The organism is Micromonospora chalcea (genome assembly GCF_002926165.1).
Classification (GTDB): domain Bacteria; phylum Actinomycetota; class Actinomycetes; order Mycobacteriales; family Micromonosporaceae; genus Micromonospora; species Micromonospora chalcea.
In genome coordinates this window covers 40839-57576 of sequence record NZ_MAGP01000132.1, presented here as the reverse complement: position 1 = coordinate 57576, position 16738 = coordinate 40839, and the positions used below count along the sequence as shown (strand labels likewise).

Annotated in this window: 17 protein-coding genes; 10 read left to right on the top strand and 7 right to left on the bottom strand. The window is 68.3% G+C overall.

What is annotated here, in order from left to right; genetic code table 11:
- Positions 1–62 precede the first annotated feature (62 nt).
- The gene (locus BAW75_RS21720) at positions 63–1034 is read right to left on the bottom strand and encodes a ParB/RepB/Spo0J family partition protein (RefSeq protein ID WP_104114718.1); all 972 of its coding nucleotides are present in this window, start codon (positions 1032–1034) and stop codon (positions 63–65) included.
- A gap of 525 nt (positions 1035–1559) precedes the next feature.
- Positions 1560–3212 (bottom strand): condensation domain-containing protein, encoded by a 1653-nt coding sequence (locus tag BAW75_RS21715; RefSeq protein ID WP_104114717.1) that lies wholly within the window; start codon positions 3210–3212, stop codon positions 1560–1562.
- A gap of 75 nt (positions 3213–3287) precedes the next feature.
- Here BAW75_RS21715 and BAW75_RS21710 point away from each other — a divergent pair, with 75 nt between their 5' ends.
- From BAW75_RS21710 to BAW75_RS21680, 7 genes are all read left to right on the top strand, one after another.
- Positions 3288–4376 (top strand): ABC transporter ATP-binding protein, encoded by a 1089-nt coding sequence (locus BAW75_RS21710; RefSeq protein WP_244206209.1) that lies wholly within the window; start codon positions 3288–3290, stop codon positions 4374–4376.
- A gap of 80 nt (positions 4377–4456) precedes the next feature.
- The gene (locus tag BAW75_RS21705) at positions 4457–5215 is read left to right on the top strand and encodes an ABC transporter permease (protein WP_244206208.1); all 759 of its coding nucleotides are present in this window, start codon (positions 4457–4459) and stop codon (positions 5213–5215) included.
- Positions 5205–6008 (top strand): ABC transporter permease, encoded by an 804-nt coding sequence (locus BAW75_RS21700; protein WP_064447346.1) that lies wholly within the window; start codon positions 5205–5207, stop codon positions 6006–6008. The genes BAW75_RS21705 and BAW75_RS21700 overlap by 11 nt, the downstream gene beginning before the upstream one ends.
- Before the next feature lie 112 nt (positions 6009–6120).
- Positions 6121–7005: a hypothetical protein gene (locus BAW75_RS21695; RefSeq protein WP_104114715.1), complete on the top strand. Its 885-nt coding sequence runs from the start codon at positions 6121–6123 to the stop codon at positions 7003–7005.
- Positions 7002–8339 (top strand): AMP-binding protein, encoded by a 1338-nt coding sequence (locus BAW75_RS21690; protein ID WP_104114714.1) that lies wholly within the window; start codon positions 7002–7004, stop codon positions 8337–8339. The genes BAW75_RS21695 and BAW75_RS21690 overlap by 4 nt, the downstream gene beginning before the upstream one ends.
- Entirely contained in the window at positions 8336–9070 is a 735-nt protein-coding gene (locus BAW75_RS21685; RefSeq protein ID WP_104114713.1) for an SDR family NAD(P)-dependent oxidoreductase, read from the top strand. The genes BAW75_RS21690 and BAW75_RS21685 overlap by 4 nt, the downstream gene beginning before the upstream one ends.
- A gap of 49 nt (positions 9071–9119) precedes the next feature.
- On the top strand, positions 9120–9398 hold the full coding sequence (locus BAW75_RS21680) for a phosphopantetheine-binding protein (protein ID WP_158559989.1): 279 nt from the start codon (positions 9120–9122) through the stop codon (positions 9396–9398).
- Positions 9399–9476: 78 nt separating this feature from the next.
- Here the strand turns inward: BAW75_RS21680 and BAW75_RS21675 are convergent, their stop codons facing one another.
- Together BAW75_RS21675 and BAW75_RS21670 are read right to left on the bottom strand one after the other, a co-directional pair.
- Positions 9477–9953 carry a MarR family transcriptional regulator gene (locus BAW75_RS21675; protein ID WP_231915556.1) on the bottom strand — a complete coding sequence of 159 codons (477 nt, stop codon included), beginning with the start codon at positions 9951–9953 and terminating at the stop codon, positions 9477–9479.
- An 8-nt stretch (positions 9954–9961) separates the two neighbouring features.
- On the bottom strand, positions 9962–11209 hold the full coding sequence (locus tag BAW75_RS21670) for an FAD-dependent oxidoreductase (RefSeq protein ID WP_043325312.1): 1248 nt from the start codon (positions 11207–11209) through the stop codon (positions 9962–9964).
- Between the two features lie 91 nt (positions 11210–11300).
- On the opposite strand from BAW75_RS21670, the gene BAW75_RS21665 reads away from it, so the two are divergent.
- Both BAW75_RS21665 and BAW75_RS21660 read left to right on the top strand, forming a co-directional pair.
- Positions 11301–11684: a PadR family transcriptional regulator gene (locus BAW75_RS21665; protein ID WP_043325311.1), complete on the top strand. Its 384-nt coding sequence runs from the start codon at positions 11301–11303 to the stop codon at positions 11682–11684.
- The gene (locus BAW75_RS21660; protein ID WP_104114712.1) at positions 11681–12577 is read left to right on the top strand and encodes a hypothetical protein; all 897 of its coding nucleotides are present in this window, start codon (positions 11681–11683) and stop codon (positions 12575–12577) included. Before BAW75_RS21665 ends, BAW75_RS21660 begins: the two co-directional genes overlap by 4 nt.
- A gap of 178 nt (positions 12578–12755) precedes the next feature.
- Here the strand turns inward: BAW75_RS21660 and BAW75_RS32120 are convergent, their stop codons facing one another.
- The 3 genes from BAW75_RS32120 to BAW75_RS21645 all read right to left on the bottom strand — a co-directional run bounded on the left by BAW75_RS32120 (position 12756) and on the right by BAW75_RS21645 (position 15342).
- Positions 12756–13703: a matrixin family metalloprotease gene (locus BAW75_RS32120; protein WP_146074879.1), complete on the bottom strand. Its 948-nt coding sequence runs from the start codon at positions 13701–13703 to the stop codon at positions 12756–12758.
- 219 nt (positions 13704–13922) lie between these two features.
- On the bottom strand, positions 13923–14177 hold the full coding sequence (locus BAW75_RS21650; protein ID WP_104114710.1) for a hypothetical protein: 255 nt from the start codon (positions 14175–14177) through the stop codon (positions 13923–13925).
- Positions 14178–14253: 76 nt separating this feature from the next.
- Positions 14254–15342, bottom strand: coding sequence for an epoxide hydrolase family protein (locus BAW75_RS21645; protein WP_064447354.1), 1089 nt, complete (start codon positions 15340–15342; stop codon positions 14254–14256).
- A gap of 405 nt (positions 15343–15747) precedes the next feature.
- On the opposite strand from BAW75_RS21645, the gene BAW75_RS21635 reads away from it, so the two are divergent.
- Positions 15748–16725: a phosphotransferase family protein gene (locus tag BAW75_RS21635; RefSeq protein ID WP_104114709.1), complete on the top strand. Its 978-nt coding sequence runs from the start codon at positions 15748–15750 to the stop codon at positions 16723–16725.
- The last annotated feature ends 13 nt before the right edge of the window (positions 16726–16738 follow it).

The following is a 16738-nucleotide window of genomic DNA, read 5'->3' as shown; positions in this document are numbered from 1 at the left end:
CAAGGCTGAGGTGCGGTGGGGCGGACGATCGCAGCGTGTGGACGGTCGGTGGGTTTGGCCGCTCAACCCACCTCGGTCTGGACGCGGATCGCCGCTCGCGCGGAGAGTTGCTCCCACTGCTGCGACAGTCCGCGACTGAGGCGGGCCACCAGCGGGAGGCAGTGCGGTGGAAGAGCGTTGATGATGTCGTGGTCGGAGACCAGGCTGAGTTGTTGATGCAGCATGCGCAGCAGGGTGCGCCCGGCCTCGGTGTAGCGCACGGACGGATCCTTGGCGAGGTTCTCCAGCGCCAACGCGGTGACGTCCCGGCTCGGCTCGGGCGCGCCGGGCGCCTCCTTGACCGCGGACAGTGCCCGTGCCGGCGACGGTGAACCCGCCGCACCTTCGTTCTGTTTGCGGCGTATGGTGCGGACCGTGTTCGGTGAGACGCCGGCCAACCGGGCGATTTCCCGCAGCGAAGCATCAGGTCGTTCGGTCAGGAGCGCGACGACAGCTTTCCGGCCGGCGTCGGCGTCTGTCGGCCGGACCCGTCCGTCCCGGCCGGTCCGCTCGGCCGGCATCGGCTGGCCGCTGCGCTGCCTCAATGTGCTGATCGTCTTGGCCGACAGCCCGGTGGCGCGGCCGAGTGACCGGTCCGACCAATGCGCGAACATCTCCAGCAGACGTTCGGCCGCCGCCCGGCGGTCGGCCAGGGTCAGCGGCAGGCCGTGCTTGATGTTGCTCGTGACGCTGCGCAGGAAGGCCATCTGGTCGTCGTCGTCGAGCATCAGCGCGTGAATCGAGTCCGCACCACGGAGCAGTGCCGCCTGCAGACGATGCATCCCGTCGATGACGCGCATGGTGCTGCGCTGCACCAGGATCGGCGGGTGCTGGAGTTCGGACTGGGCCAACAGCTGTACGTGCGTCTCGTCGACCCCGTGCCGGCGGGGGCCCTGACCGGGCAGGAGCGACCGGATCGGTACCGATACGGCCTCCTGCTGGCTTCCTTCGGTCCAGCTCTCCACAACCTGCAGCGGATCGTTGGCGTCGATCAACCTGTCCTCCCCGTGAACAGCTGCTGATGCCTCGCTGACCGGCTCTTCGTGGGCTCAGTCGTCGCCTCTCGTGAGTGGAACCGGTCCGATAAATCAGAGAACAACTTGTCGGAAATTTCGGGCTCCGGTGATGCCGCTGGTAATGGGCCGATCCTGAGTGCTCTGGCGGCCCGCGGCATGTGCAACTGTAGCTTCTGACCGCTTGCACAGGTGCCCCGTGGCACCCGGAAATTTCTCGGATTCAATGCGTCGACGCTCTTTTCCCTGCTTGGCGGTCGGTCTCGCTGTGGTGTAGGGCAGGGGGTCACCTACGCGGTCGCGGGTGGCATGCCGTGCGACCCGGTGTCGCGTGCGCAGCTGCGGAACCGCATCACTGCCGCGCCGGGATTCTCGGTGCCTTTCCGTAACTTCCGGGAGTGAGAGGGCCATGGCGACCTGGGCGCCGCCTACCGGTTCGAGAGCGACTGCGGCCTGCTGTCGTCGCGTGCCCGGGCACCCGGGCCGCGAGGTGGTCCACGTCGCTGATCAGTCCTGTACATCCCCTGCCCTCGAGACGAACCGGTGCGGGCGCATGCCGACCCGGCAGCCACGAAGCGCCTCGACGACAACGGTGTCGGAAGGAGCGCTGGTCTCGCGGCCGCTCCGAGGACTGGCCACCATCGCCACCAGGGAAGCCTCACCACCGGGAGTCTCAACCGCAAGTCGTAGGGTCATGCCCGGAAGCGCCGCATGCAGGCGTGCCGCCGTGGTGGGTAGGTGGATCCAGCTGTGGTCGATCTTGACCCAGTCGTCCGTCGCGCGGAACGACACGACGCCGGTCTCCGCGACGAGAGCGTCCGCGCTGAGCTCCGGTCGCAGGACCGCGGTGACGAGAATCGACTCGAACGCACGCAACCACTGCTCCGCCTCGGCGGGAGCGACATAGGCGGTGTCGACGAGCATCAGCACTTCGAGTATGTCGTCGCGGCGGTCCAGGTAGCAGAAGAGGGTGCTCGTGCTGCACTGGTCGCCGCCCAGCCACCGGACGGAGGTCCTGGCCGCTTCCTCCCGTATCCGCGCGGCGTTCGGTGCCTCCGCGGGGAGCGGCACGAACAGTCGGCTGTTGAGCCAGTAGGAGAGATCCAGCGGGAAGCCGCGTCGCTTCTCGACGCGCTCGCGCACCTCCATCAGGCCTCGGTGCGGGAAGCGCCCGGTCAGTGTCGCGTGGTGGATGGCGCCGGCGGATCGCCGCAGCAGTGCGTCGAAGTCGGCGTCGTCGATCGCCACGCAGGTGGGAACGTCCTGGGTGAGGCAACCCACCACGGCAGCCGTGTCCCGACCGGCCCGGTTGCTGACGCACACCTGGAGGTGGGCCCGGCTCAGCCCGCTGACGTGGGCCAGCACGAGGGAGAGGGCCGCGTGGCCGACCGCCGTCTCGCTGACCCCGTGCCGCTTGGCCAGGTGACTCAGGCACCACGCGCCGGCTGACGTCTGCATCACCACGTACCGATAGCGGGGATGCAACGGCTCGACCGGGAGCCGGGGCAGCATGCTCTGAGGCATGCGTGCAAGGCTCCGTTCGTGCCGGAGCAGCGCACGGGCCCCTTCCCGCCGGCCGGCCTCACTGCTCTCCCAGTGGCTGACATCGACGGGGTGGATCGCCGACGGCTCGCCGTCGGAGAAGTCAGCCTGGAGGACGTGGCGGAGGTGCCAGGTCATCCAGTGAGCGCCGAGGTAGTCCGACGCGAGATGGTTGATGGCCAGCAGGACGAAGGCCGGGCCACTCCGATCGGTCAGGATGCCCACGCGAACGGGGAGGTCGTCGGCCTCGAACGGGGTGCCCGCCAGCTCGGCTGCCGATTCGAGAGCCGATGTGAAGGTGGCTGTCACGGCGGTGATCACCGCGACGTGCAGGACTCCCTCGGTTGTGACCCTTTGCTGTGCGGAGGGCGCGTCCGGCTCGAACAGGGTTCGCGCGGACTCGCAGGCCTCGACCATTCCTCTGATGGCGGACGCGACCTCGTCGGCTTTCAGACCCGGCTTGATCCGGTGAGCGAACTTGAGGTTGAGCGAGGCGTTGTTCGGCTGGAGATCCGCCATCAGTTGCGCCATCCTCTGCTGTCCCCAGGTCAGATCGGCGGTTCGCCCGGACGGCGCACGAAAACGAATTTCCAATTTTTCTCCGTCCCGCAGTGACATCTTCTCCGTTGAACACAACACCGAAAACAATTCGATTCAGAGAGGGGCTCGCGTCGAAGGCTATCGCTGGCATCCGTGCGGGGCAAGGTGGTTGGCGCGGCGATGGAAATGGTGCATGCTCGTCCGGTGACATTGATCCAAGTCGCAGGACTGCGTAAGGTCTTCCGCAAGCCGGAGAAGGCGCCGGGGCTACGCGGTTCCCTCCGGCACCTGCTCCAGCGTAGATTCTCCGAGCACGTCGCTGTGGACGGCATCGATCTGTCTGTGGCACAGGGCGAGGCAGTGGCCTACGTCGGTCCGAACGGCGCCGGCAAGTCCACCACGGTGAAGATGCTTTCCGGGATCCTGGTTCCGACGGCTGGACAGGTCCTCGTCGACGGCTTGGTGCCGTACCGGGCGAGGGTGGAGAACGCGCGACGCGTCGGCGTCGTCTTCGGGCAGCGAACGCAGCTGTGGTGGGACCTGCCCGTACGTGACTCGCTCGAACTGCTGCGGGACATGCACGGTCTGGGCGCCGCGCGGTACCGGGAGACACTGGCCCGCCTCGACGACGTCCTCGGCTTGGCCGACCTTCTCCCGGTGGTCGCCCGTAAGTTGTCGCTGGGGCAGCGCATGCGGGCCGACCTCGCCGCGGCGCTGCTCCACGAACCCCGGATCGTCTACCTGGACGAGCCGACGATCGGCTTGGACATCGCGGTGAAGGACCGGGTGCGTTCCTTCGTGCGTCGGCTGGTGGCGGACGGGACGACGGTCATGCTCACCACCCACGACCTCGCCGACATCGAGGACATCTGCCGGCGCATCGTGATCATCGACGCGGGACGTGTGGTGTACGACGGTGACCTGCAGTCGGTGAAGGACACCCATGTCCGCGAGCGGTCGATGTCCTTCGAGCTGGCCGCCGGCTTGCCGGGCGTCGATCGGATCGCCGCGCGACTGCCGGGCGCTCAGGTCCGCGCGGGGTCGGACGACCGCGAGCTCACGGTCACCTTCGACCGGATGACGCTCGGCGCGCGAGAGGTGCTGGCGGCAGTGCTCGCCGAGGCGGAGATCGTCGACATGCACATCGACGAGCCGGCCATCGAGACGGTCGTCCGGAAGGTGTACGCGGGGCAGTTGCGGCCCGAGCCCGACGGCGGGGTCGATCGGGAGACCGTGTCATGACATTCGTGACCGCCGGTGCGGTGCCGTTGCCGGCTGATACCCGATCACGCCGGATACGTGCCTATCGGAGCATGGCCCGGATGGCGCTGAAGAGCCTTCTCGCCTATCAGACGAGCTTCCTCTTCGGCATGCTGGCCTCGGCGTTCGGGGTCCTGTCCATGCTGTACCTGTGGCGCTCGGCACTCGCCGCCGGCCCTCGGCAAGGATTCGACTGGCCGCAGATGAAGGCGTACCTGCTGGTGGCGTTCGTCGTCGGTTCGCTGGTGTCCAGCTATACCGACTATCGAATGGCCAACCGCATCCAGCAGGGCGACGTGGCCATGGACCTGGTTCGGCCGGTCGACTACCAGTGGTCGCGCCTGGCCGAGAGCGTCGGGTTCGCCGTCTACGAAGCCGGCACGGCGATCGTGGTCGTCCTGGCAGCCGCCGCGATCTTCGGCGGCATGCCGCCGCCGGACCGGGACACCGTGCCGCTGTTCATCCTGTCCGCCTTGCTGGTGCTGCCCCTGCGGTTCGGAATCGTCTACCTGAGCGGCCTGCTCGTCTTCTGGACACAGAACTACGTGGGTGTGCAGGCCGCCCGGATCGCCCTGATCACGCTGTTCTCCGGGGCACTCGTACCGCTGGCCTTCCTGCCCGAGTGGATGCGGGTCATCGCCACGTACCTGCCGTTCGTCGGAATGGCGTCGACCCCGGCGCTGCTCTACACCGGCTCACTGGACGGCAGCGACGCGACGACCGCCGTGCTGGTGCAGGCGGCCTGGGCGGTCGCGCTGTGGTGGCTGGCGCGGTTGATGTGGTCGGCCGCCGCTCGGAAGCTGACGGTCCATGGTGGCTGAAGCACGACGAGCGCTGTGGCTCTACCGCCGTCTGCTCGGTGCCCAGGTGCGCGCCACTCTCCAGTACGAGGCCGACTTCTGGATCATGAGCCTGTCGGCAGTTCTCGTGCAGGCCGTCGGCGTGGTCTTCCTGTGGGCGATCTTCCGGAGCATCCCGGAGATCAACGGCTGGCAGTTCTGGGAAGTCGTGCTCATCTACGCGCTCGTGGTCGTCGCGGAAGGGCTGAGCGTGCTGGTCGCGCAGGGAGCCTGGACTCTCGCGGTGACTGTCAACTTCGGACAGCTGGACGCGATGCTGTTGCGGCCCTATCCACCGGTCCTCCAGGTGCTCAGCTCCGCGGTGGGAATGAACGGACTGGGCAATCTCGTCCTCGGCACCGGTCTGCTGATCGCCGCGGTGCGGCACGTCGACGTCAGTTGGAACGTCGGTCGCGTCGCGCTCGGGCTGCTGCTCGTGGTTGCGGCGGCCGGTGTGAAGATCGGGCTCAACCTCCTCACGAACTGCGCCGCCTTCTGGTTGCGTTCCCCGTACTCCATGTTCGCGTTCTCCATGCACAGCTTCGGGGAACTGGCTCGTTTTCCGGTCACCATCTACGGCCTTGGGGTCCGGATCACCCTTACCGTCGTCCTGCCCTATGCGTTCATGAGCTTCTTCCCCGCCGCGGCTGTCCTCGCGCACGGGCCGGCTCGTTGGCTGGGGCTGCTGACGCCGGTCGTCGCCATCTACTGCCTGTGGATCGGGACGACCGTCTTCCGGTACGGGCTCTCACGATATGAAAGCTCCGGTCACTGATGTGCGAACACATCGGCCGCCACGCCGATTCCGTCGTCCAGTCTCTCGGAGCCCTCGGATGAGTCTCCTCGGAGGGCTGCGGGACGTCGTGCCGACTCCACCCGAGCACCGGGTGTGGATCAGCAGGGCCGAGGCGCTGGACACCTTGCGGTGTACGCCCGAGGAACTGGCGCAACTGGTTGCCGCCGGCCTCGTGGAGGAGGACGGCCGACACGACTACTGCGACGTGTGGAACGTTGGCCTGCTCAGCGGCACCGGACGCAGCAGTCCGGAGCGGATCATGATCTTCTTCGCGAGGATGCTGAAGTCGTACGGCGCGGACTGGGTCTCCGCGCGGGCCTACGAGATCGTCGGCTGGGCCCAGTGTCCCCGCGCGGAGCACTGCCCGTCGTCCGAGTGGAGCGCGCCTGTCCTACCGGACGTGCAGTGGCAGCATGAAGAGATCCAGGCCGGGAGGGCGGAGTGGCGCGGCAGGGTCGAACTGACCGGGAACACCGCCACGGTGCGAGATCCGAGGGTGCGGGAGGTCTGGGACGACCTGCTGCGGCGGTACCGCTTCCACTTCACACCCATGACCCTGTCCTCCGATGTCGCCGGCACCAGGCACCGGGGCGTCGGCGACTGCGACTCGCTGTGCCAGGTACTGATGTCTGAACTGCTGGACCGTGGTGTGGCGGCCGAGCAGGAGTCGGGTTACATCTTCGGAGGCGCACGCCTGGGCCTGCATTCCTGGGTACGGCTCGTGGACACCGACGGGGAGGTCAAGATTCTCGACCCGGCCATGGCCCTGTTGTCCGACCTCTTCTTCACGCCCGAGTACAAGGCGTTCTGCTGCGGGTCCGGCAGTAACCGGGTGCTACGTCGCGCGAGTCGCGAGGGCATGTTCGCGGCTCATCCGTGCGTCACCGAAGACGGCAGGATTTTCTACGAGTTCACGCTCCGGTCGATCCGCCCCGGTCGGGCGCCGGGCCCGCGGTGCAGTGAGGGAGCAGGATGAACGGTCCTGAGGTGGAAGTCGCAGACCATGACGGGACGCGCGGCGGAGCGGGGGCCGCTGCCGTCGGTCGTCCGGTCGTCATCGACGGCCGGTCTCCGCCGCTCACCTCGCACGACCTGCACGCTGACGTTCTCGGCCTGCGACGTCGCGTACCCCGGGGTGCGACCGTGGCCCTGGTGGGGCAGAGTTCCCGCCTGGTCGCCTCAGCCATCGTCGCACTCGAGGGCTGGGCCGCCCGGGTCGAGTTCGTGGGTGACCTGAGTCCGACCGTTGGCTCGGCGGAGGCGGTGGTCCTGCGCGAGGCCGGGGATGCTGCCCCAGCTGCCGGCCACGCATCCCACGGCGAACTGTCGGCCGGGGACGCGAGCACCGACGTGCGTACGCTCTGGCGTGTCTTCTCCTCAGGCACGACGGGGACGCCCACCCCGACCGACCACAGTCTCGACTCGCTGACGCGGCGGATTCGCCCGGTACGCCCGGCGCGGAATCCCGGCGACCGCGAGCAGCGGCGGTGGGGTCTCCTGTTCTCTCCCACCCGGATGGCGGGCATCCAGGTCGTCCTCCAGGCGATCCACGGCGACACCCTGGTGGACGCCCACCACGCCGCCGGGCTCGACGAGCGCCTCCAGCTGTTCGCCGGAGCCGGCGTCGACGCACTGTCCGCGACTCCGACGATGTGGCGGATGATTCTGCGCAGCAGGGCCTGTGACGACCTCCGGCTGCAACAGATCACGCTGGGTGGTGAGATCGCGACACAGTCGCTGATCAATGCGTTGCGGCGGCGGTTCGATGCGCGCGTCACGCATGTCTACGCGTCCACCGAGGCCGGCGCCGCCTTCTCGGTGAGCGACGGCAGGGAAGGTTTCCCCCGGCATTTTCTCGAGCCGGCTCCCGGCCGTGTGGCACTGGAGATCCGCGACGGCGTCCTGTTCGTCCGGGCGCCGGGAAGCAGCACGGCGCAGCCGGACGGATTCGTCTGCACGGGCGACCTCGTCGAGCCTCGCGGTGACCGGGTCTACTTCGTCGGCCGGAAGTCGCAGACGGTGAACGTCGGAGGGGACAAGGTCTCGCCGGAGCGGGTCGAGGAGCTGATCCGGCGGCATCCCGCAGTACATGATGCCGTGGTGACGCCCAGGCGCAGCCCGATCACGGGCTGGATCCTGACCGCCCGGGTTGTGCCTTCGCCTCTCGGCAGTGGGCTCGACCCCGACGAACTGCAGTCGGCCCTGCGGTCATTCGTCGCCGACCATCTGCCCCGGTCGCATACTCCTGCCTCGATCACCGCGGTAACCGAGTTCTTCTTGTCGCCCACCGGAAAGGTCAGCAGAGCGTGAACGAGGCGGAATCCCGCGGCGACTGCCCGTACGCGGTAGTGACCGGAACCAGCAGTGGCCTGGGGCGGGCGGTGGCCCGGCGGCTCGGCAGCGACGGATACCGGGTGGTGGGCCTGGCCCGCCGCGAGGTCGACCCGGACGAGGTGGGTCCGGGCTATGTCCACGTCCGTGCCGACTTGAGTGATCTGGAGTCCTTGCCCGGCCTGGCACGTGCAATCGTGGAGGCGCACGGCGCCCCCTACGCGTTGGTGAACAACGCCGCTCGCGGCACCGACGGTCTCCTGCCGCTGGTGAAGGACAGAACCATCTGGGAAACAGTGCAACTCGACCTTGTGTCGCCGATGGTTCTGACGAAGCATCTTGTCCGCTCGATGATCTCAGCGGGCCGGGGACGCGTCGTCAACGTCTCCTCGATCGTTGCCTCGACGGGATTCCGCGGTCTGTCCGTCTACGGGGCGGCGAAAGCGGGTTTGGAGGGGTTCACCCGTTCGCTGGCCCGCGACGTAGGGCGGCGCGGCGTGACGGTCAATGCGGTGGCGCCGGGCTTCCTTGACACCGAGATGACCGGCGCCCTGGGGGCGGAGAGCCAGGCGCGCATCAAGGGGCGCAGTCCGATCGGCCGGTTCGCACGTCTCGACGAAGTGGCCGCCGCAGTGACCTACCTTCTTTCCCCGGATGCCGCCGGTGTGACCGGAACGCTGATCACCGTGGACGGCGGCTCCACCGCATGAGGCCCGGACCGGAAATGTGGACGGACAAACACGTAGGGAAGGTGGCGCAGTGCTCGAGCGGGAACGTGTAGCGGAGATCGTTCTTCGTGAAGTGGTCAAGCTGATCAAAGAGGAAGGGGGCGAGGACGGCGACGTCAGCCTGCAGAGCGGCCTGGCCGACAGCGGCTTGGACAGTCTCGCCTTCGCCGTCCTCGTTACGCGGCTCGAACAGTCGATGGGATTTGATCCCTTCCTCGCGTTGGAGGACGAGATCTTCCCCCGGACGGTGGGGGAGTTGGTGGAGGTCTACGTCGGCAATCAAATGGAGAGCGTCCCACCTCACAGGTGATGACTGCCGCTCCCCGGCAGGTTGGACGACTTCCCAAGGGAGCCCATCGGCGCGCCGTCGTCACGGGCGACGGCCGGGCTACTCGGTGTCGCCGTCGCGGAGGTGGTCCAACTCGGCGAGGTACATCGCCTGCAGGCGGTCGTGGTGCCGGACCAGCAGCCGGACCTCCTCGGCGCTGTAGCCCTCGACGAGCCGTTCCGCCCGCTCGGCGAAACGCTCGTACGGCCGCTCCAGGTCGGCGATCCGTTCCGGCCGTATGGTGACGACGACACGCCGCCGGTCTGCCGGGTCGCGCTCGGCCGTCACGTAACCGGCCTGCTGGAGCCGGCGGAGCATGCTGGTGACCGCACCGGTGGTGAGGCTGGTCCGCTCGGCGATCTGCCCCGCGGTGGCGGAGCCGATGTCCGCCAGGTAGTCCAGGCACTCCAGGTCGCTCACGGCGAGGCCCAGCCGCTCCGCGATGGCGTACCGGAACACCATGGACAGCCGCGACGTCTCCCGCCCGGCGCGCATGAGGTCGGTGATCGCGGAGGCGCGGGCCGGATCGTGGGACATGCGGGCAATCATGCCTCCGGCACGGTGACCCGGTGCAGCCGAGGTAGCACGCGGGTCAGCACCCAGTGTGGCGCGGCCGCGCCCCCGGTGAGGCGGCGCATCAGTCCGGAGGCGGTGTCGACGGCGCGGAAGGCGTAGTCCGTCATCTCGTCCTGGTAGGCGGCGATCGCCTCCTCCGCCGAGGTGGCGCCCGCCCGCGCCTCGACCAGCCGGCGGCCGAGCAGGGCGGCGTCGCGGAGCGCGGTGTTGCCGCCGTGGGCGCCGAACGGTGGCATGACGTGTACGGCGTCACCCATCATCGTGGCCCGTGGCACCGCCCACCGGTGCGGCCGTCGGCCGGTGGCGAAGAGGTTGAGCACCGTGGCGTCCAGCTCGGCGGTGTCGACCAGGCGCCGGATGAGCGGATGGAAGTCCGTACTCAATCGGTCGGCCAGTTTCCACAGCGCCAGCAGGTTCCCGCGGACGTCGGCCGGCAGTTCCTCCTGCCGGAGCAGCAGGCCCCACATGACGTAGTCGTCGCCGCTGGGCGCGTAGTTGCCCGGGGCCAGGCGTGCGAACGCCGCCTGCGGGCTCTCGCCGAACCGCATGGAGGTGAAGAAGAAGGCGCTGCCGGGCCGGTCGGCGATGGCCAGGACCCCGCTGGTACGCAGTGCGTCGGGGATGACGCTCTCGCCGTTGCGTAGCAGGGGAGAGCGGCCGTAGATCCCCGCCATCGAGGTGTTCGCCGGGTCCGCGTCCGGCATGAGCTGTGGTCGCAGGGCCGAGCCGACGCCGTCCGCGCCCACCACGACGGTTGCCGCAGCGGCCTCGCCGTCGGAGAACCGCAGTCGAAGCCCTGCCGGGCCGCCGCTCTCCACCGCGACGGCGTCCTTGCCGTAGTGGATGCGCCCGTTCAACCCGGACTGCAGGATCGACCGCAGGGTCAGCCGGTCGACCTGGCGGGTCGCGCCCGGCTCGTCCTTGAACGTGATGGTGAAGGCGTCCCGCAGCCGGCTGTTGGTGAAGCGCAGGTGACCGCCGGGCTCGTCGCCGGTGGCCAGCGCCAGGTGGTAGAGCGAGCGGGGCAGGCTCTCGCGAAGCGCCTCCAGCCCGTACCGGTCGAGAATGATCCGGTAACCCTGCCGCCGGATGAAGGGGCCCGGGTCCCGCTCGTAGACGTGCACGTCGATGCCGGCGCGCGTCAGGTACTGGGCGAGGCAGAGGCCGGAGAGGCCGGCGCCGGCGATCGCCACCGAGAAGTCCGTCGATGTGCTCATGCAATTACCTTAATCATTAAGATAATTTGGGCAAGGGTCACTGTGAACAGTCACCTTGGACGGATACTCAAGTTGGTTGTATATTCGGCTCATGGGATCGGCTTCGCGTCCCGCGCTACGGGAACCGTCGTACTTCGTCCTCGCCGCTCTGCTCGGCGGGCCGCTCCACGGCTATGCCGTGATCAAGCGGGTCAAAGAGCTGTCCGACGGGCGGGTGACCCTCGCCGCCGGGTCGCTGTACTCCGTGATCGACCGGCTGCTCGGCGAGGGCCTCGTCACCGCCGACGGTGAGGAGATCGTCAACGGGCGTGCCCGTCGCTACTACCGGCTCACCGACGAGGGCTGTCTCGTACTCACCGAAGAGGCCGACCGGCTCGCCCAGGCCGCCCGGGTGGTCATGGATCGCCTGCCGCGCCGGGTCCAATCGCAGGCAAGTGCCCGTCACCCTTCTACCGCGAGGATCAGACCAGCATGAGTTCCGATGTCCTGGAGAAGCGCTACCGGATGCTGCTGCGGGCCTACCCCGCCGACTACCGCCGCGAACGCGCCGACGAGCTGATCGACACGCTGATCGGCGACGAACCCACCACCCGCCGCTGGCCCAGCGCCCGGGAGGCTGCCTCGCTCGTCCGGGGCGGCCTGCGGGTGTACGGCGGCGGCACCGCGCCCCGGCCCACCGCCGTGCTGTTCTGGCAGGGCATCCACCTCGGCGCCCTCGCGGTGCTGGCGCTGGGTGTCCTCATCGGCCTGGACGACATCGTCGAGGCGTTCCAGTTCGGCGGACTCTCGGACCCTCTGACCGTCCTGCGGAATCAGGGCATCCACGAGATCGCGCTGATCGCCGCGCTGGTGGCGCTCGTCGCGGGCCGCGCCCGTACCGCCGCCGTTCTGGCGGTGACCGCGGCGGTGGTGCCGACCGTGATCTCGCAGTACCTGTTCCTCAACGGCCTGCCGCAGTGGTGGGCGCCGGTCGTCGCCACGCCGCTGATCGTGCTGGGGCTGCGGCGTCCGGCGGACGTGCCGCCGGCGCCCCGGGCCAACGCCGTCCTGGTCACCGCCGGCATCCTCGCCCTGCATCTCATCCCCGCGGGCGGCCTCCGCATGGCCGACGCCGGTCCGCGGATCGTCGTCGCCGTCATGGTCGTCGCCGGGATTGCCGCATTCCTGTGGGTGGCCACGGCCGACCAGCGGCTGCTGATCGCCGTCGTCCCCACCCTCCTGCTGGGTACGCTCCACCAGTTGGACAACAGCGGGTTGACGGGGGAGTTGCTGCGCCGGCCGGACGCCCTGCCGTCCCTGGTCGTCGCGGTCCTGATGGCTGTCGTCGCGGTCGTGTCGACCCGGCAGCGGCAGCGCACCCGAGCCTGACCAACTCGCGGGTGGTCCACAACGGCGGCCGGCAGGGATCTGTAGCCGACTGTGGCACACGGCCACCGCACGTTCATCGGCGGTCCTCAGACCATCGATGAACGTGCGGTGGCCGTCCTCATGGCTCGCCACACCCAACGCCGAAGTCGAGCGACGCCGGAGTACTACGGCTTGCCTGTCAGTACAAGGTGCCCATCCCGGTAAGATCACCGCTTCGCTTGACTCGCTTATTCACTCCCGTGCCGAGCGTCGGGAACATCACCGGATAAGAGCTGCCCGTGTAGTGCGCCAAGCCAAAGCCGTGCCCAGCCTCATGCGTGGCAACGGAGATGAGGTCGAAACGCCCCGCAGGGACAGTCCCGGAAAGGCCGGTGAACCAGTTCGTGACCCGGTTGTTGAATGCTATGTCGACCTCTACCCTGAGGCCGGAGCCGTCGACCCACGAGTAGGTGGCTCCCAAGATGTCCGGATCAAATCCGGCCCATCCGACTACATTTCCGTTGTCCCTCGTTCCCCACGTGTAGCGGGTGGTTGACCCTCGATAGTCGGCGAAGGCGAACGTGTAGTACGTGCCGCATGCGGAAGAAGTGTCAGTTATGAATTGGAAGCCGTACTTGATGGCTTGAAGCGCGTCCGAGGCCGGCTGCGACCGGCTGTTGTAGGTCCACGGAAACACAGATTGCTGCCATACGCCGCCGCTGAAGTTGTATTCGTAGGAGCTTCCGCAGTACGCAGGCACAGCTGCGAGCCCAGATGACTGAGTCTTCGCTGCCCCGGCTGGTTCTGGGTGCTTGGTGGCTGGTTCTGCGCGTTTGGCGAGGATGCGCTTGAGAGCGCCCGCTGTGGCAGTGGATCCAAGCGCGGGCGTCTCGTCGATCTGCAACGCCAGCTGACCGTCGGTCGCCCGATAGACAGAAGCAGCGCTCGGGCCCGTCGAGCCGGGCGTCCGCAGAACCTGCACGATGGCGACCATGCCTGGCTCCGGAACTGCAACCTCGAGACCCTCGGCGACTCGGACGACGGTGTCCGAAGCCAATTGGCAAGAAGTGCCGACCGACTTGATCTCGCTTGGTGACAAGGTTGAGCTGCATGGAATCTCGGCAGCGAACGACGGCGTCGTCGGCATCAAAGCGACCGCAGGCATCAAAGCGGTTAATGCGATTACGGTGCCAACTGACCTACTACGGCCTTCTTTTCGAGCCATGGAACACCCAACCCCCGTTGAGAGACATAGTCTTAAATTTTTGGATGTCTGGACACTGTACGAGGCCGGGTTCCCTTAGTCAAGATTCAGGTCCTTCGCCCGTGCGCGACAACTGGACAGGACGAGGCAGCAGGAAGCTCCTCAGTGCGGAAATTGCGTCTGGTCGATCATGTGTCCACGCAGGAGCTTCGGCGGCACGAGCGACAGAGGGCTGTTCAGCGTGACGCTCCTGATAACCCCGTACGCGATGAGGCCGCCGCCTCCACCTGCCTTCGGGCGGACGGAGGCGGCGGCCTCTTTGGTCGTTTCCGCGCCGGCTGCCGCAGCATGCCCGCGCGCCATCTCCGAGCGGTGGGCGCGTAGCTGGTCGACGTGGGCGGCGACGATCGCGGCCACCCGGCTCCTGCGGCGCGCCAGCTGGCACCACCAGGTACCGGTCCGGGTCGGCGGTGCCGCCGGTTGAGCTACTGGATCACCGCAGCGCGCTGAAGAAGGCGCGCAGGTCTGCAGCGAGCAGGTCGGGCTCTTCCTGGGCGAAGAAGTGGCCGCCGACGGTGGGCTCGCGCCAGTGGGTGAGGTTGGCGTAGGTGCGTTCGGCGAACGACCGGGGCAGGCCGGCGTCCTCCACGCTGACCGTGATACCGGCGGGCACGGCGACGATCGGCAGTGGTGGGGCCAGGCGGTCGTCACGGTAGGGTCGGAAGGACGTGCCGATGCAGTTGGTCACCCAGTACAGCATCACGGTGGTCAGCAACTCGTCGAAGCCGAACCGGCGGGAGATGTCGCCGCCGCAGTCGCTCCAGCGCTGGTACTTCTCGATGATCCATGCGGCCAGTCCGGACGGCGAGTCGCTTAGTGCGGCCGCAAGGGTGTCGGGCCGTGTCTCCTGGATGATTCCGTAGCCCCAGTCGTCTTGGGCCTTCGCGTCGAGCATGGCGACGAACGCCTCCTCGGCTGGGCTGAGGTCGCCCCTGCGGTCCGCCGGCGGGAACTTGATGTGCTGCGAGAAGACCCCGATGACCCGATCTGCGTGACGGGCGCCGAGCCACGTCGACACGCCGGACCCGATGTCGCCACCGTAGGCGCCGAAGCGGTCGTAGCCCAGACGGGTCATCAGCTCAGCCCACACGTCCGCGACAGCCGCCTCGGTCGTCGGGCCCTCGGCGAGTGGCCCGGAGAAGACGAAGCCCGGCAGGCTCGGTATGACGAGGTCGAAGTCTGCGAGCCGGGACACCAGGGGCAGCATCTCCGTGTACGTGCTGGGCCAGCCATGGGTCAGGATCAGCGCCGTGGCGTCGGGCGATGCCGAGCGGACATGAACGAAGTGGACCGGCGCGCCTCGGACCGTGGTGACGAACTGAGGGTGCCGATTGAGGGCACGCTCGACCGCACGCCAGTCGAATCCGTCGAGCCAGTACCGCACCAGATCTGCCAGGTACGCAGGGTCGGTGCCGGCGCCCCACGGCTCTCCTGGGGCGGCCGGCGCGAGCCTTGTCCGCGAGAGCCGAGCCCGCAGGTCGTCCAGGACGGCTTCGGGCACATCGATGTGGAAGGGCGTCACCTGATCATGATTCCATCGCAAGGAGTCACTCGGCAGCCGCCCGAATGGGCAGGCTGCAGACTCGATCTCCGATCCGGGCGAGACATCCCCGACACCGAGGTCCTCGTCGACGGCTACGCCTACGGCTCGTTGTCCATGACGGCCTACACCCTGGGCATGTCCTGTCCACCGGCTGCCGGCCGGGGCGGATCCCCGCAGCCACCGCCCGGGCTGCCGCCGGACGGCTCCAACATCTGCGGAAGCGCCGGCTGCTCGGTGGCACCATCGATGAAGCCGACCTGCATCAGCAGCGCGAACACGGTCAGCGCCGGGGCGGGCCGGTCCGCGAAGTCCGCTGCGTCAACTCGGTTGTGTGCCGCTGCTCGGCCTGGCAGCCTGGCTGCCTCGATCTGACGAGAGGCGGCCATGACGCGGACCTTCCTGCAGCCGGACGATCTGCACGACCTCGTGTCGGACCAGTTCGGCTCCGACCGGCGGCTCGCTGCCCTGGACCGGCTGACGGGCGGCACCAAGAAGGGCGTCTACCGGCTCCGGCTGGACGACCGGACAACAGTGATGCTGTACGTGTGGGCCGCGGACGAGAACTACTGGCCCCCGTCACCGACCATCCCGGACGACCCGTTCACCGATGCGTCGGGCGCGGATCTCTTCGCCGCCAGCCACGCGGCGCTCACCGCGGCAGGTGTGCGTGTCCCGCATCTGATGATGATCGACCGGGACGGCCGTCACCTCGACGCCGACGTCGCGCTCGTCGAGGACGCCGGCGCGCGACGGCTGGAGGCGGTGCTGGAACACGATCCGGCCACCGCCGCCAGGCCGCTGTCCGCGCTCGGCGATGCCCTGCGCCGCATGCACACCGCCTTCGGACCGCACTACGGCAAGGTCGCGGCCGTCGCGCGAGGTGAGGCGTCCCAGACGCGGCGCGCGGAGGACGTGATCGTCGACCGGGCGCTCGGCCACCTCGACGCGGCAGCGGCCCGCGACGCCCGGCTGGCCGACGCCCATCACCGGATCACCGCCCACGTACGCCACCTCAGGAGCGCGGTCACCCCGCGCGTGGAGTACGGGCTGGTGCACGGTGAACTCGGCCCGGATCACGTGCTCGTCACGCCGGCCGGCGAGGCCGTCATGATCGATTTCGAGGGGCTGACGTACTTCGATGTCGAATGGGATCATGCCTGGCTGCAGATGCGCTTCGGCGAGTCGTACCCGGCGCTGCGCCCGGTCGATCTCGATCCCCACCGGCTGGAGCTCTACCGATACGCGCAGACGTTGTCCTTGATCGAAGGGCCACTACGGATCGCGGACACCGACTTCCCGGACCGGAAGTGGATGCTGGACCTGGCCGAGTGGAACATCACCAAGGCGCTCGCCGCGACCTGACGGCAGCCTCAGT

What these genes read in the sequence shown, in the direction of transcription:
- BAW75_RS21675 (WP_231915556.1), bottom strand. Translation starts at nt 9,953, where the DNA reads ATGTCCCACGATCCGGCCCGCGCCTCCGCGATCACCGACCTCATGCGC.
- BAW75_RS21715 (WP_104114717.1), bottom strand. Translation starts at nt 3,212, where the DNA reads ATGTCACTGCGGGACGGAGAAAAATTGGAAATTCGTTTTCGTGCGCCG.
- BAW75_RS32120 (WP_146074879.1), bottom strand. Translation starts at nt 13,703, where the DNA reads ATGCCGACGACGCCGTCGTTCGCTGCCGAGATTCCATGCAGCTCAACC.
- BAW75_RS21665 (WP_043325311.1), top strand. Translation starts at nt 11,301, where the DNA reads ATGGGATCGGCTTCGCGTCCCGCGCTACGGGAACCGTCGTACTTCGTC.
- BAW75_RS21690 (WP_104114714.1), top strand. Translation starts at nt 7,002, where the DNA reads ATGAACGGTCCTGAGGTGGAAGTCGCAGACCATGACGGGACGCGCGGC.
- BAW75_RS21660 (WP_104114712.1), top strand. Translation starts at nt 11,681, where the DNA reads ATGAGTTCCGATGTCCTGGAGAAGCGCTACCGGATGCTGCTGCGGGCC.
- BAW75_RS21670 (WP_043325312.1), bottom strand. Translation starts at nt 11,209, where the DNA reads ATGAGCACATCGACGGACTTCTCGGTGGCGATCGCCGGCGCCGGCCTC.
- BAW75_RS21700 (WP_064447346.1), top strand. Translation starts at nt 5,205, where the DNA reads ATGGTGGCTGAAGCACGACGAGCGCTGTGGCTCTACCGCCGTCTGCTC.
- BAW75_RS21705 (WP_244206208.1), top strand. Translation starts at nt 4,457, where the DNA reads ATGGCGCTGAAGAGCCTTCTCGCCTATCAGACGAGCTTCCTCTTCGGC.
- BAW75_RS21635 (WP_104114709.1), top strand. Translation starts at nt 15,748, where the DNA reads ATGACGCGGACCTTCCTGCAGCCGGACGATCTGCACGACCTCGTGTCG.